The organism is Sorangium sp. So ce281 (assembly GCF_051527395.1).
Taxonomy (GTDB): Bacteria; Myxococcota_A; Polyangia; order Polyangiales; family Polyangiaceae; genus Sorangium; species Sorangium cellulosum_B.
This window is the reverse complement of the sequence record NZ_CP150322.1, coordinates 5081878-5095571: the sequence shown is the minus strand read 5'-3', so window position 1 is coordinate 5095571 and position 13694 is coordinate 5081878. Positions and strand designations below refer to the sequence as shown.

Sequence of the window (13694 nt, the reverse complement as noted above, 5' to 3'; positions counted from 1 at the left end):
CGCTGCGGCCTTACGTGAGCTCCCCGTGAGCGACGACGATACGCGCGGGACGGGCGACCACGAGCCGGACGGCGGGGAGCGCGGCGGCGCGCGGGTCTTCAAGGAGCCGAAGATCACGATCAACCGCGTCTACACGCGGCAGGGGGACGGCGGGCTGACCCGGCTCGTCGGCGGGCAGCTCGTCCCGAAGGACGACGCGCGGATCGAGACCTACGGCACCGTCGACGAGCTCAACGCGCTCGTCGGCGCCGCGCGGCAGACGTTGATCGAGCTGCTCCCGGGGGCGCCGGGCGAGGGCGCCCAGCGCCTCGTGGAGCTCGGGCGCACGCTGCTCCGCGTCCAGCACGAGCTCTTCAACCTCGGGTCGATCCTCGCGACGCTCCCGGAGGACGTCCACCCGAAGCAGCCGCGCGTGACGCAGGCCGAGATCGATCTCCTCGAGGCCGAGATGGACCGCTGCCAGGCCGATCTGCCGCCGCTGCGCTCGTTCGTCCTCCCCGGCGGCTCGCGGCTCAACACGGACCTCCACGTGGCGCGGACGGTGTGCCGCCGGGCGGAGCGCTGCTGCGTGCGCCTCGCCCAGGCCGGCCACGCCGATCCGCACGCGGTCCGCTACCTGAACCGCCTGAGCGACGCGCTCTTCGTCTGGAGCCGCTGGGCGGCCGCGCTCCTCGGAACGCCGGAGCTCCTCTGGGAGCCCGACGCCTCGGCGAGCGGCGGCAAGGCGCCGCCCGCCTGACCGCGCCGCCCTGGCCGGCTCACAGCGGCGCGCTCGTGGCCTTGCCGCCGCGGAGCAGGCGCGGGTGCTCTCCACCGGAGCGCGCGGTCGTTCTCGGCTCGCGCAGCGCCGTCGCGTCGGCCGCCGCGAGGGCGGCGCGCGTGCGCTGCACGAGCCGCAGGCCCGCGGCGAGGCCGACGCCTGCCACGAGGGCGAGGCAGGCGATCGTGATCGGGAAGGGGAGGGCGCCGGTCAGCCGCGTGGTCGGCACGGCCGGACCGAAGACGAGCGCCGCGACGAGGTAGGCGACCCGCTCGTGCCGGCGCATGAGCCCGTCGGGCAGCGAGATCCGGTAGGCGTCGGCCTTGGCGCGCGCGTAGCTCACGAGCGACGAGGCGACCATCGCGACGAGCGGGATCGCGAGCGCCGCGGGGTGCTCTCGGTAGAAGACGGCGAGGCCGATGAGCGGCGCGGCGTCGGACAGGCGGTCGAGGCACGAGTCGAGCACCGCGCCGGCGCGCGACGCCGTGCCGCCTTCGCGCGCCACCATGCCGTCGAGCGCGTCGAGGACGGCGCCGGCGATGAGCAGCGCGGCGCCGGACCGGAAGCGGCCGGCCGCGAGCAGCGGCGCGCAGGCGAGCGACAGGCCGAGCGAGAGGTAGGTGAGCGCGTCCGGCGAGACGCCGAGGCGCACGAGCGCGCGCGCGGGGGCGTGGAACGACCAGTAGAAGGCCTCGACCACCGGCCTGGGGAGCAGCGCGCTCCCAGGCGAGGCGCCGAGCCGCGGCATCGCGGGTCGGCCGCGGCGCGCGACGCGCACGGCGTAGGCGCCGAGCACGGCTGTGCAGATTAGGATCGCAAAGGCGCAGGGGAGGACGGCCACGCCGAGGGCGATTGCAGGGTTCGATCCGGGGCCGCGGCGGCGACGCGGGCGCATCGCCGCGGGCGATCGGGCTGCGCCGCTGCGAGCGACGACCTCGCGCCGTCGCGGGCGGCCTGGCCGTGTCCCCGCGCGCGGGATGGATGATGGATGAGGTGAACGGCCGCGGAGGATCGCGCCGCCGCGTGGGCGGGCGGAGCTAGGGGCAACGGGCGCGCGAGAGCCGGATGCCCTGGTCTTGCTCCGTGTAGGCGATACCGAGCTCCTGGCCTGTCCAGGCCAGCGCCGGGTACCGGGCGGTCGCGCCGCCGCTCGCCTCGATCTCGTCGCCCATGGGCTCGAGGTCCCGGCTCAGCAGCGTGACGAAGACGCCCGGGGGACCGTCGCGGAACTGGTAGTACGCGACGGCAAGGCCGTGCCCCGTCCACGCGAGCGCCGGCCAGTTGGCGCTGTCTTCGCCGCGCGAGACGATGGCCTCGGGCGACACCTCGTCCTGCGCGGAGATCCGGAGCCCGCGGATCTGCTCCGCGCCGCTGCGGGTGTCCTCCCAGACGAGGAAGGCGTCGTCTCCGCCGAGCACGACGCGCGGCACCTTCGCGTCGACGCCCTGGTGCGCGATCGGATCGAGCGGAGCGCTCTCCTGGCCCGGCCTGGCGAAGCCGAGCGCGTCGCCCTGGCTCCAGACCAGCGCGGTCCTCTCGCCGTCCGAAGCGACGGCCGGAAATTGCGCCTGATCCAGCGGCATCGAGCTGCTCAGCGCGCCGCTGTCGAGGTGGCCGAGCCGCGATCCTCCCGCGTCCATCCACGCGATGAGCGTCCCGTCCTGGCTCGCCGCCGCGGTGGGCCAGGACTCGGCCGCTCCGCTCCTGGCCAGATCGAAGGCCGCGCCTTCGGCGACGCCTTGCAGCGTCGCGCGGCGGCCGCGCACGACGCTGCCCGCGCCGTCCTGATCCTGCCAGAGGACGAGCAGGCCCTGCCCGTCGCGGTGGACGCTCGGGTGGCTGGAGACGCCCGGCCCGTCATCGATCACCTCCTCCCGCAGCTTGTTGCCCTCCGCGTCGACCGTGGCGAGGAGGATGTCGCCCTCGTCGGCCGCGCGCTCCTGCCACGCGATGGCGAAGCCCGCCCCGGTCCACGCGATCGAGGGCGTGACCCCGCGGCCGCTGCTCACCTTCAGGCCCTCGGCCGCGATCGTGCAGGCCGCGGCATGGCTCCCGGTCCCGCCGCCTCCCGCCGCGTGCCCACCGCCTCCCGCTGCGTGCCCGCCGCCCCCCGACTCTGCTTTCCCGACTCGTTCTTCGGAGCCGCAGCCCCACGCCGCGGCGATGATCGCCGCGCTGATGGAGCCAAGAACCCAGTGCCTCATTGTTCCCCCGTCGTGGTGATGGGAGGCGCTCGGCGCGGCGCGCGCCGCGCGGAGATCGCGCCGAGTGCCTCGATTCACGGGTCCGGCGCGGCGACGTCCTCCGTCTCGGAGACGGCGAGGCGCGGATCGCCGCGCGGGACGACCGCCGTTTCTCTGTTCGATGTCCGGAGGGGCCGCGGGTCGCGGCCCGGCCCTGCGCTTCACGCAGATCACGCAGCGCGCGCCGAGCTTCGGGGAGCGGAGCGCCGTTCGCCCGGCGCGCTTCGGCGCAAGCGCCGCGCGCGCCTGCGGGCATTCTCCGATCGGCGCTGCCCTGGCTGGATCGCGCGCCGCGCGCGCGGATCCGACCGGCGGCGCTACGCGCCGCCCTGCTGCGGTTGCAGCGCCTCGGCGACGGCCGCGAGCACGTCCTGCGCGGCGTCGAGCTTGCGTCGCGGCACCGACTTCAGCGCCTGTCGCACGGCCGCCTCCACCGTGCCGGTGCGGAGGCTGTCGAGCTCGCGCCCGCGCGCGGTGAGGCCCAGGAGCGCGCGGCGCCCGTCGTTCGGGTCGACCCGGCGCTCGATGATCCCGCGCTCTTGAAGCCGCTTCAGCACCCCCGTGAGGGTGCTCGGGTGCAGCTGCATGATCTCGGCGAGCCGCCCGGCGGAGATCCCCGGGTAGCGCCCGACGATGCGGATGACGAGCCGCTGCGGGCCCGTCACGCCCATCTTCGCCTCCATGCGCTTCGACGTCGACTGCAGGCCGTGATCGACGGCCCACAGGAGCTTCATGAAGTCGAGCACCTCGCCCAGCCGAGGGCTCTTCTCTGAAGGGGGTCTCGCTGGAGACGAGCGCATCGCCGACGCGTGCTAGCTCGCCCGGGCGCGGGCGGCTAGTGCTGGTCGCAGCGAGGGCCGTCGGCCCCGGGCAGGCGCGGGGCGCGGCGCCGGGGCAGATCGCCGGGGAATTCGCCGGGGAATTCGCCGGGGAATTCGGGCGGGAACATCGCGGGAAGCCGCGGGCGCGCCGGGGCGCACCGGGAAGCGCGGCGATGTCGAGCAACCCACGGCGCCGCCGTTGTCTTCGCGCTTTGCCGTAGCGCTGGCGGGCGGTTTCGGAGCAAGATCCACGTCGATGAGCTGGGCACGGCGAGCCGCTCTGTGGACCGGGCTCGGCGCGTTGCTCTGCGTCTCGGGCGCGGCCGTCGGCCAGGCGCCATCGGTGCGCGCGTCCTTCTCGGCGGCGTACCGCGCCTTCCGTGATCCCAGCCTCCTCGATCGCGCGCCCGCCCTCGCGCCGACGGTCGACGCCTGCCCTCCGCCCGCCGGCGACGCGCCGCCCGCCCTCACGGCGCTCCTCGTGCACGAGTTCCAGCCCGCGGCGGACGAGGATCTCGAGGACCCCGACGGGGCGGTGCTGGCCACGCTGGCGATGCCGGACCTCGACGTGCCCCTCACGCGCCGCACGATGCGGTTCGTCCGCTTCTTCGCCCAGTCCGACGAGGGGCGCGCCCTCTTCCAGCGGCGCTTCCGGCGCGCTGGCGCGTACCGCGAGATCATCGAGCGCTCGCTCCGCGAGGCGGGCCTCCCGGAGGATCTGCTCTGGGTCGCGGCGATCGAGAGCGGCTTCGACCCGCGGGCGGTCTCGCCGGCCGGCGCGGCGGGGCTCTGGCAGTTCATGCCGAGGACGGGCGAGGCCTACGGCCTGGAGCAGTCCGAGTGGATCGACGCCCGCATGGGCATCACGCGGGCCACGGACGCCGCGACGGCGCACCTGCGCGACCTGTACGAGCGCTTTGGCCGCTGGGACCTCGCGCTGGCGGCGTACAACCTCGGCCACGAGGGGGTCCTCCGCGCGCTGTCGAAGGTCGCGGCGGCGCGCGATCCCGAGGCCCGCGGGCCCGTCGGGCTCGCGGAGCTCTCGCAGGCCGGCGCCATCCCCAAGGAGACCGCGGACTACGTTCCGCAGATCATCGCCTTCGCGATCGTCGCGGCGAACCGCGGCCGCTTCGGGCTGGACCTGCCCGACGTCGCGCCTCTCCCGCCGCTCGACCTCGGCGAGGTCGCGGTGCCGCCGGGGACGCGCCTCCGCACGATCGCGCGCGCCGCGGGCATCTCGACGGCCGTGCTGCGCGAGCACAACCCCGAGCTCCTGCGCGACCGTGTCCCGCCCGGCCGTGTCGACCACCTGATCTCGCTGCCCGCCGATCGCGTCGCGCGCGCCATGGCCCTCTTCCCCGCCTACCTCGACCACGAGGAGCTCGACGAGGACGAGGGCGACGGCGCGAGCGCTGGGCTGCCGCGGCGCGCCGCGATCGGCGAGCTCGCGCTGGACGGCGCGTCGCTGCCGCCTCGCCCCGTGTCGCTCGGTCGGAACCGGCTCCCCCTCTTCACCCCGCCCGGCCAGGCGCCGGCGCCCATGCCGCTCCTCGGCAACCCGGAGGCGCTCGACGCGAGGCTCCCGATCGTGATGATCGGCGACGGCGTCGGCTTTCGCCCTGCCTTCGAGGACGACCCGCTCGGCATCCGGAGCGGGCGCCTCGTCCCGGCGTCGCCCTTCGACGACGTCGGGGCCCCGAGCGCGCGCCGCGCCCTCAAGGGGCGCGAGGCGGCGATCGAGAAGCAGATCGGGCTCCTCGCGGGCCTCGGCCAGGAGCAGGTGCAGCGCTTCCGCCTCCCGAACGGCATCGCGGTCGACTTCCGGGAAGACCCCGCGGCGCCGCTCGTCTCGATCAGCGCGGCCGTCGCCGTCCCGGCGCGGCCCGCGGGCGACGCCGGCGCGGCGGGGCCCGCGCTCGCCAGCGAGGCGCGCGTCGCGATCACCGTGCCTCCGCGGGATCTCGACGTCGGCGTCGACCTGGTCGCCGCGCGGCTCAGGATGCTGCTCGGCGAGGCGAGCGACGCGCGCGTGGCCGAGCTCAGGCGGCAGGCCAGCGCGGCCTCGCGGCGCGCGCTCGAGCGGGCGCCGTACGGCCCCTCGTGGCTGGCGCTCGGGGACGCGCTGTTCCCCGCCGGTCACCCGCTGGAGGGCACCTTGATAGGGGCGCGCGGCGACGCGGGCGCGGCGAGCGAGCTCCTGCTCACCGAGTCGCTCCGGCGCGAGCGCGCCGCGGCCCAGGCGACGATCGCGCTCTCGGGCGACGTCTCTCGCGCGGCGGTCGAGCGGGCGCTCGCGCGCTCGCTCCAGCGCGCCGTCGAGGAGCCGGAGCGGCCCGTCGGGCCGCATCCGCGCGAGGAGCGGATCGTCATCGAGGACGCGGTGCCGGCGCCGCGGCTGCTCTATGGCTGGATCGCGCCGCCGGAGGGAAGCACGGACGAGGCGCCGCTCCGGGTGGCGATGGAGATCCTCGTCAGCCCGCGCGTCGCGCGGCTCGCGAAGGCCCTCGTGGCCGAGGGGCAGCTCGCGTCGGAGGTGACGGGGCGCCTGTCGCTCGGCGCGCAGGCGAGCGTCGCGGCGGTGGAGCTCACGCCCGCGCCGTCGCGCAGCGCCGCCGAGCTGGAGCAGCGCCTCGACGCCGAGCTCGCGTCGCTCGCGACGTCCGGGCCCACCTGGAAGGAGCTGGCCCTCGCGAAGGCCTTGCTCAAGCTGGATCTCGAGCGAGCGCTCACCCGGCGCGCGACGGTCGCGCCGCCGCCCGCGTCTCCTCGGCCGATCACCGATCTGCGGCTGCGGGCTGCGCTCGACCCAGGCAGCCTGCCGAGGCTGCTCCGCGCGCTCGAGGAGGTCGAGCCGGCCGATGTGCGCGCCGTGGTCGCGCGGACCTTCGGCCGAGAGCGTCGGGTGAGCGTCACGACCTGGCCACGTAACGAAAGCGGCGGAAGCGCCGTGGCGGCCGGGGCCCCCTCGACGCTCCCGCCGCTCGCTCCACCGCAGCCGCCGTGAGGCCGCTGGCGCGTGTTCAATCGGCCGAGCGCGGCCGAGCGCGGCCGAGGGGGCCCGAGCGTGGCCAGGCGCCGCTGAACATGCCGGCGTGTAACCGGCGTCACATGTTCAGCTCGCCGCGTGCCAGCCGGCATTTTTCATCTTGAACTTATGGACAGGTATGGACAGCTGGTAGCGATCGGAGATAGCACGGGAGAATGACGACCCCTGTGAAGCCGCTGATGGCTGCGGCACCGGCGAGCGAGCGTTCCGGCAATTTCCAGGACGGTGTCTATCGGCCCTCCCTCTCGTCGCCCGCGGAGGCGCAGGCGCTCCGGGGGACGCGAAGCGGCGTCGTGGAGCGCGCGCCGCGGACCACCGCGAGGACGCACTCCGGCGTGCGGTTCTCGGAGGTGTCCGAGCTGCCTTCGCTGCTCGAGCACGTGCCCGCGGTCATCGGGCTGGAGCGGCAGCCGGTGCTGCGCAACCTGCTCATCACCCAGTGCTACTACGAGATCTCCGCGGAGCTCGTGAAGCTGCTCGGCGGCCGCAACGCCCACTGGTGCACCTTCGCCACGTGGGCCTCGAAGACCGCGGGGCGGTTCATCCGCAACGAGGAGGTGCCGGCGGTGCTCCGGCAGCTGATCCTCTCGGACGAGGACGAGCGGGAGGTGATCTCGCAGCGCGCGGGCGTCACGACGGGGCGCGGCAAGGGCGAGCCCCAGCGCTCGCCGCTCGTCAGCGGCGTCAACCTGCTCACGCCCTGGTGGGGTCATGGCCTCGATCTGATGGAGATCCCAGAGCGGATCTTGCGCGAGCTGAGCTCGGACATCGCCCTCGGCAACCTCAAGGTCTTCGAGGAGCTCGGACCCCTGTTCGTCCGCATGATCCACCTCTATCGCGAGTGCCCGCGGCCCGGCGACGCGCAGCTCGCCGCGCTGCTCGACGGGCTGCAGACAGGGCAGTCTCGGGAGGGCGGGCAGGGGCTGCTCCGCAGCGCCGTGGCGCGCTACCACGAGGCGATGCTCACGGAGGACAAGGACAGGAAGGCGGAGCTGGTCCTCCTCGCCAACGCGCTCGTCGGGCTGCACGAGCAGGTGCGGCTCCAGCCGTACATCGCGCGGGCGCTCAACGCGCCCGTCCGCTGCGTGCGCGACTCGATCGGCGTCCCCGGACGGCTCCTGCCCGAGCCGCTGAGGTCCGTCATCCGGGAGCAGGCCGAGAAGGTGCAGGAGCTCTGGCGTCTGCTGGCCACGAAGGAAATGATGACCATGCGCCTGCCGGACGAGCTCCTCGATCTCGGCCACGACCTGCCCCCGCCGCCCGGCTTGCCGCTCCACTGCGCGGAGCTCGCGACCATCGAGGATCGCGAGCTCTTCGACCTCCTGAGCGAGTACAACGCGCACGACCAGACGACGCACGGCTGCGGCGCAGAGGACTGGGCGTCGCTGCCCGAGCGCATGGGCTACATCCTCGAGCTGTTCCGCTCACGGCAGTCGTGCACGCGGCTCCTCGAGCGGCCCTTCAGCCGCGAGCAGCACGCCGAGATCGTCGCCTGGCGGGTGCCGATGCCCATCCACGGCGAGCTCTAGCGCCGCGCTCCGGAGCTCCTGCGGCGTCTCCCGCGGTCGCCTCGCCGCCGGACGCGCCGCGCGCGCCGCTTCTTACTCTTCCAGCGCGCCGCGCTCCGCTCAGGGGCCGGCCGCGCGGCGCGCGGAGAGCTGCGCCAGAAGGCCGAGCGCGCCCTGACCCTCCGCGATCTCGCGCCCGCGCCGGAAGGCCGCCTCGGCCCGATCTCGCGCCTCCGCGGCCGTCGGCGCGCCGCGCACGAGGGCGATCTCGCCCTCGAGGCGGTAGAGCTCTGGCTCGAAGTAGCGTTCGTCGCTCTTCTCGACGAAGGCCAGCGTGTCGGCGAGCAGCGCGCTCGCCTCGTCGACGTTGCCCGCGCCGAGCTCCGCCTCGATGAGCGCTGACCGCCAGTAGGTGAGCGACACGCGGCTGCCGACGCCCGTCAGCATCGCCAGGCCTCCACGGATGCGCGCGGCGCCCTCGGCATACCGCGCGCGCGCCGCCTCGCCGGCCGGCCCCTCGGCCGCGCGCGCCGCCGTCGCCCAGCCGAGGTCGATCTGGCTGAGCGCCGCCCAGTGGGGCATGCCCACCTCCTCGGAGAGCTTGCCGAGCGCGTGCGCGTGCGCCTCCGCGCCCGCGAGATCGCCGAGCAGGCAGCACAGCACGGCCGCGAAGTGCTCGACGAAGCCGCGGCTCACGGGCTGGTTCAGCTCGTCGCACAGCGCGATCGCCTCGTCGACCGAGGCCCTGGCGCGCTCCGGCTCGCCGAGGTGGAACGCGATCCAGGCGAGGTGAGACAGGGAGAACGCCGCGGCGTCCTGGCCGAAGAGGAAGGCGAGCGGCAGGTGGCGCGCGGGATCGTAGAGCGCGAGCACCTTGTTGAAGTGCTCGCGGGCCTTGCGGAGGTGCCCTCGGAGGAAGCGCGTCGCGCCGAGCGCCTGGTGGGCGCCCAGCGTGATGCCGGCGTCGCCCGTGCTCTCGGCGAGCGCGAGCAGCTGCTCGCCGTGCTGCTCCGCCAGCGCGTAGTCGCCGCGGACGTGGAAGAAGATCCAGAGCCCCCACAGCGCGGGGAAGAGCTGCGGCGAGGAGCCCGCCTCGCGGCAGAGCGCGTGCGCGCGCGCATACGTCGCCTCGACCTCCGGGGCGGCGTAGCCGCGCGTGATCATCAGCGGGACGCCGAGCGTGGTCTGCAGCGTGATCTCGTCGCGCGTCCGCTCGCTGGTCTCCGGGAGCTGCTTGAGGAGCTCCAGCCCGCGGCTGAGCTGGCTGATCGCCTCGGCGTGCGCGGACGAGAACAGCGAGGCCTCGCCCGCGCGCTGCCACGCCGCGACGGCGGGGCCGAGCAGCGCGGCCTCGGTGTAGTGCCGCGCGAGCAGCTCGGGCGGCGTGTCCGTGGAGCGCTCGGCGAGGACGGCGGCGATGCGCGCGTGGTACACCTGCCGGGTGCTGCGGAGCAGCGACTGGTAGGCGGCGTCCTGCACCAGCGCGTGCTTGAACGTGTACGTCGAGCGCGGGGGGCGCCCCCGCTGGAAGAGCAGCTCGGCGTCGACGAGCTGCGCGAGCGCCTCGCGCAGCGACTCGGGGCTCGACGCCATGAGCAGCGGCTCCGCGCCCGCGCTGCCCGCCGCGCACAGCTCGAGCGCCTCGTAGCCGAACGATCGGCCGAACACCGCGGCGAGCTGCGCGACCTCCTTGGCAGGGCCCAGGCGATCGAGGCGCGACATCAGCGAGTGCTGGAGGGTGGTCGGGATCTCGGGCGCGCCCACCGCCTGGCGCGCGGCGCTCGGCGCGCCGGTCGACTCCTCTGCGGCGGCCTGCGCGGCGGCCGACTCGACCACCATGCGCGTGAGCTCCTCGGCGAACAGCGGGACGCCATCGCTGCGCTCCGCGAGCGTCCGGATCACCTCGTCTGGCAGCGACGCCTTCATGCCCGGCGCGCCGCTCGTCGCGTATTTGCCGGCCAGCTGCTGGACGAGCGCCCGCATCCGCTCGGCGCTGAGCGGGGCGAGGTAGATCTGGGTGAAGTGCGAACGCACCGGCCACGGCGGCGCGAACGTCGGGCGCGCGGTCAGGAGCAGCAGCAGCGGAGACGGCCGCCCCTCGTCGATGAGCCGGCCGAGCAGCTCCAGGGTCGACGGGTCGGCCCAGTGCAGGTCCTCGGCCGTGAGCACGAGCGGCTGCCGATCGGCGAGCCCGAGGAAGAGCTGCAGGAGCGAGGAGATGGTCTCCTGCCGCTGGCGCTGCGGGGTGAGCGCCGGCATGGGGTGGCGTCCCTCGGTCGGGATCGACAGCAGCGCGGCGAGCAGCGGCACGGCGAGCGGCCCCGCCTCCGCCTCGGCGAGCAGCTTCTCCAGCCGCGCGAGCCGGTCTTCGCGCGGCTCGAGCCCCGCGCCGCGCTCCGTCGGCGGCGCGGCGCCGCTCAGCGTGCTCGCGCGCTCGCGATCGCCCGCGAGCAGCGCGTTGAGCAGCTCGATCACCGGATAGAAGGCGCTGTTCTGGAGCTGCGGCGAGCAGCGCGCCTCGAGCCACAGGTGCGGCGTCCCGGCCAGCCGGTCGCGGAACGCGCGCACGCTCCGCGACTTGCCGATCCCCGCCTCGCCCGTCATCAGCACGACCTGTCCCGCGCCGCCCGCGGCCCGCGTCCACCGGGCCGCGATCTCGTCGAGCTCGCTGTCTCTCCCGACGAGCGGCGTGAGCCCGTGCTGCATCCTCGCGTCCAGCCGGTCCCGCGCGGTCGTGCGCCCGTGCACCGCGAAGACCTCGATCGGCTGGCGCGCCTCCTTCGGGCTGATCTCGCCGAGCGCGTCCACGTGGTAATAGCCCTCGACGAGCTTCAGCGTCGCGCGGCTCACGAGCACCGTGCCCGGCTCCGCGTGGGCCTTCAGCTGCGTCGCGGCGTTCAAGGTCGGGCCTGCGAGCGATGGCGCGGCGTCGCTGTCCGCCACGACGACGATCCCGGTGTGCACGCCGACCTGCACGGACAGCGGCACGGACACGAGCTCGCGCGCGTTCAGGCGGGACATGTGCTCGACCAGATCGAGCGCCGCCTGCACGGCGCGGAGGGCGTCGTCCTCCCGCGCGACGGGGTGGCCGAAATACGCGATCGTCTCTTCGCCCGGGGAGCGGAGGAACACCCCCTCCTGCGCGCCGATCACCTGAGCGCACACCGCCTGGTACATCTGGACGAGCTCGTGGAACGCCTCGCTGTCGACCGTGTCCGCGATGCGCTCGGCGCCGGCGAGCCCGCAGACCAGCACGGTGAGCTGGCGGCGCTCGCCGCGGCCGGTGGTGGACACCGGCCGCGTCCCGGGCGCGACGCTGGGGCGGGACGTGAAGCTCGTCGTCGGCGCCGTCGGCGGGCTCTCCGAGGCGCCGAGGTGGATCGACGCGTTGCGGATCGGCCTCGCCGGCGCCGCGGCGGGCGCGACATTGCGGCCTGGGATCGCGAGCGTCGGCGCGGCGCCGAGCCGCTCGTCCTGCCGCTGCTGCTCGGGGGATTTGCGCACCGTGCCCGGCGGCTGCTCGGAGGGCACGAGCTGGGTCTCCTGCTCGGCTTCGAGCTGCCGCGCCGGTCGCGTGGCGATCGCCCGCTGCGCCAGGGCGCCGCCGCGCTCCTTCAGCGAGGCGGCGTGCCCAGGATCGGACGGCAGCGGCCACGGGATCCCCGACACGTCGCACTCCTCCAGCAGCTCGTAGGCGTCGCGGGCGGACCGGAAGCGGTGCGCCGGCGACTTGGCGGTCGCTTGCTCGAGCAGCGCGCCGAGGGGGTGGCCGCGGAGGGCGCGGGGGATCGGCACCGGCTCGGGGCTCAGCTGCCGGAAGATGACCTCGGCGATCGTCGCCTCGTGCATCACGGGCGCGCCGATCAGGCACTCGAGAAAGGTGAGCCCCCATGCATAGATGTCCGCCGCTGTGGTCGGGGTGGACTGCACGAGCTGCTCCGGGGCCATGTAGGCCGGGGTCCCGTTGAACTCCCCGGTGGGGGTGAGCGCGCGGTAGTCGGCGGAGCGGGCCTCGCCGATGAGCGCGGCGATGCCGAAATCCAGCACCTTGGCGTGCGTCCGTTTGCCCGTCCCGGCGACCATGATGTTGTGCGGCTTGAGGTCGCGGTGAACGACGCCGCGCTCGTGGGCGAAGCCGATGGCGTCGAGCACCTGCAGCATCAGCCGCTTCGCCTCGTTCGGCTCGACCCCCCTCGTGCGCTGGCAGCGCGCGGTCAGCGTCTCGCCGTCGACGTACTCGAGCGCCAGGTAGAGCTCGCCCTCGGGCAGGCGCCCGGCGTCGAGCAGGCGAACGATGTTCGGGTGGCTCAGCTGGGCGATGACCTGCATCTCCCGCTCGAAGCGCGCTTCCTGGGAGCTCGACTCGCGCGAGCGCCGCAGCACCTCGGGCCGAAGCAGCTTGAGCGCCACGCGCTGGGTGGTCACGATCTGGCGCGCATCGTAGACGACGCTATGGCCGCCGCTCCCGAGGTGGCCGAGCACCTGATACCGGCCGTCCACGAGCGCGCCGACCTCGAGCAATCCATCGCGAGCGGGCATCCCCTGATCTCTTACCGCCGAACGCCGCCGGAGTGGATCGTGAACGCCGCTGCCGGTCCAGGTTGATCGCTCGCGGCGCCACGAGTCCCGCTGAAGCGACGCGAGACAGGGCGCCGGAGCGAAGCGGCGCCCACATCTGCCGGCCTTCCCGCTGTGTCGCGCGCCTGGCTGCCCTTCGCTGAGCGTGATGCAGGCAACCAGATCGCCTCGGCTTGAGCGCGTGGTGCAGGAGAACGAGGTCTGATACCCTCGCGCTTGATGGGCAATGCCCCGCACTCCGGCAGCATGCCGCCACCTTCGAGTGGTCGGGGCCAAGGAGCCCTCCTTTACGCCGTCGACGATGAGGAGCTCAACCTGGACCTCATGGATCGGGCGCTCCGCTCCGGCTACCAGGTCCGCACCTTCGGGGACCCTCGCCGCGCGCTGGCGGCCGCGGTGAAGGAGCCGCCCGCCGTGGTCGTCGCCGACTACCGGATGCCTCATTTCAGCGGGCTCGCGCTGCTGCGCGAGCTGCGCCGGCAGGGGCTGAGCTACGTCCCGGTGCTGGTCTGCGCCCCGACGGACGTCGAGCAGATCCAGAAGATCTCCCGGGAGAGCGCGGCTTTCCGGATCATCACGAAGCCCTGGATCGCCTCGGATCTTCGCCGCCAGGTCGACCTGGCGGTGAGCCTCCACCAGCTCCAGGTCGCGCGGAACCACCGCTGAGCCGAAGGCGCCCCGTGGCTTCGCCGTGCGCCGTCCGGGGCGATGCGAACGGATCGCCCGCGGGCGGCGCGG

At 74.5% G+C, this 13694-nt stretch carries 8 protein-coding genes; 4 read left to right on the top strand and 4 right to left on the bottom strand.

What is annotated here, in order from left to right; translation table 11 throughout:
- The first annotated feature begins 25 nt into the window (after positions 1–25).
- On the top strand, positions 26–739 hold the full coding sequence (locus tag WMF27_RS19315) for a cob(I)yrinic acid a,c-diamide adenosyltransferase (RefSeq protein WP_437767421.1): 714 nt from the start codon (positions 26–28) through the stop codon (positions 737–739).
- 19 nt (positions 740–758) lie between these two features.
- Here WMF27_RS19315 and WMF27_RS19310 read toward each other — a convergent pair whose 3' ends face one another.
- The 3 genes from WMF27_RS19310 to WMF27_RS19300 all read right to left on the bottom strand — a co-directional run bounded on the left by WMF27_RS19310 (position 759) and on the right by WMF27_RS19300 (position 3803).
- Positions 759–1556, bottom strand: a complete 798-nt coding sequence (locus WMF27_RS19310; protein ID WP_437767422.1) for a CDP-alcohol phosphatidyltransferase family protein — start codon at positions 1554–1556, stop codon at positions 759–761.
- A gap of 241 nt (positions 1557–1797) precedes the next feature.
- Positions 1798–2964 (bottom strand): hypothetical protein, encoded by a 1167-nt coding sequence (locus tag WMF27_RS19305; protein ID WP_437767423.1) that lies wholly within the window; start codon positions 2962–2964, stop codon positions 1798–1800.
- Positions 2965–3320: 356 nt separating this feature from the next.
- Complete coding sequence (locus WMF27_RS19300) at positions 3321–3803, bottom strand: MarR family winged helix-turn-helix transcriptional regulator (RefSeq protein WP_437767424.1); 483 nt, start codon at positions 3801–3803, stop codon at positions 3321–3323.
- A 277-nt stretch (positions 3804–4080) separates the two neighbouring features.
- Between WMF27_RS19300 and WMF27_RS19295 the strand changes: the two genes are divergently transcribed.
- Both WMF27_RS19295 and WMF27_RS19290 read left to right on the top strand, forming a co-directional pair.
- On the top strand, positions 4081–6828 hold the full coding sequence (locus WMF27_RS19295) for a transglycosylase SLT domain-containing protein (RefSeq protein WP_437767425.1): 2748 nt from the start codon (positions 4081–4083) through the stop codon (positions 6826–6828).
- Between the two features lie 197 nt (positions 6829–7025).
- A complete protein-coding gene (locus WMF27_RS19290) occupies positions 7026–8399 on the top strand; it encodes a hypothetical protein (RefSeq protein ID WP_437767426.1) in 1374 nt (457 codons plus the stop codon).
- Between the two features lie 99 nt (positions 8400–8498).
- Here the strand turns inward: WMF27_RS19290 and WMF27_RS19285 are convergent, their stop codons facing one another.
- A complete protein-coding gene (locus WMF27_RS19285) occupies positions 8499–12917 on the bottom strand; it encodes a protein kinase domain-containing protein (protein ID WP_437767427.1) in 4419 nt (1472 codons plus the stop codon).
- Between the two features lie 258 nt (positions 12918–13175).
- On the opposite strand from WMF27_RS19285, the gene WMF27_RS19280 reads away from it, so the two are divergent.
- The gene (locus tag WMF27_RS19280; RefSeq protein ID WP_012236479.1) at positions 13176–13622 is read left to right on the top strand and encodes a response regulator; all 447 of its coding nucleotides are present in this window, start codon (positions 13176–13178) and stop codon (positions 13620–13622) included.
- Positions 13623–13694 lie beyond the last annotated feature (72 nt).

Coding starts and splice junctions, on each gene's coding strand:
- WMF27_RS19305 (WP_437767423.1), bottom strand. CDS start 2,964: ATGAGGCACTGGGTTCTTGGCTCCATCAGCGCGGCGATCATCGCCGCG.
- WMF27_RS19300 (WP_437767424.1), bottom strand. CDS start 3,803: ATGCGCTCGTCTCCAGCGAGACCCCCTTCAGAGAAGAGCCCTCGGCTG.
- WMF27_RS19295 (WP_437767425.1), top strand. CDS start 4,081: ATGAGCTGGGCACGGCGAGCCGCTCTGTGGACCGGGCTCGGCGCGTTG.
- WMF27_RS19290 (WP_437767426.1), top strand. CDS start 7,026: ATGACGACCCCTGTGAAGCCGCTGATGGCTGCGGCACCGGCGAGCGAG.
- WMF27_RS19285 (WP_437767427.1), bottom strand. CDS start 12,917: ATGCCCGCTCGCGATGGATTGCTCGAGGTCGGCGCGCTCGTGGACGGC.
- WMF27_RS19280 (WP_012236479.1), top strand. CDS start 13,176: ATGGGCAATGCCCCGCACTCCGGCAGCATGCCGCCACCTTCGAGTGGT.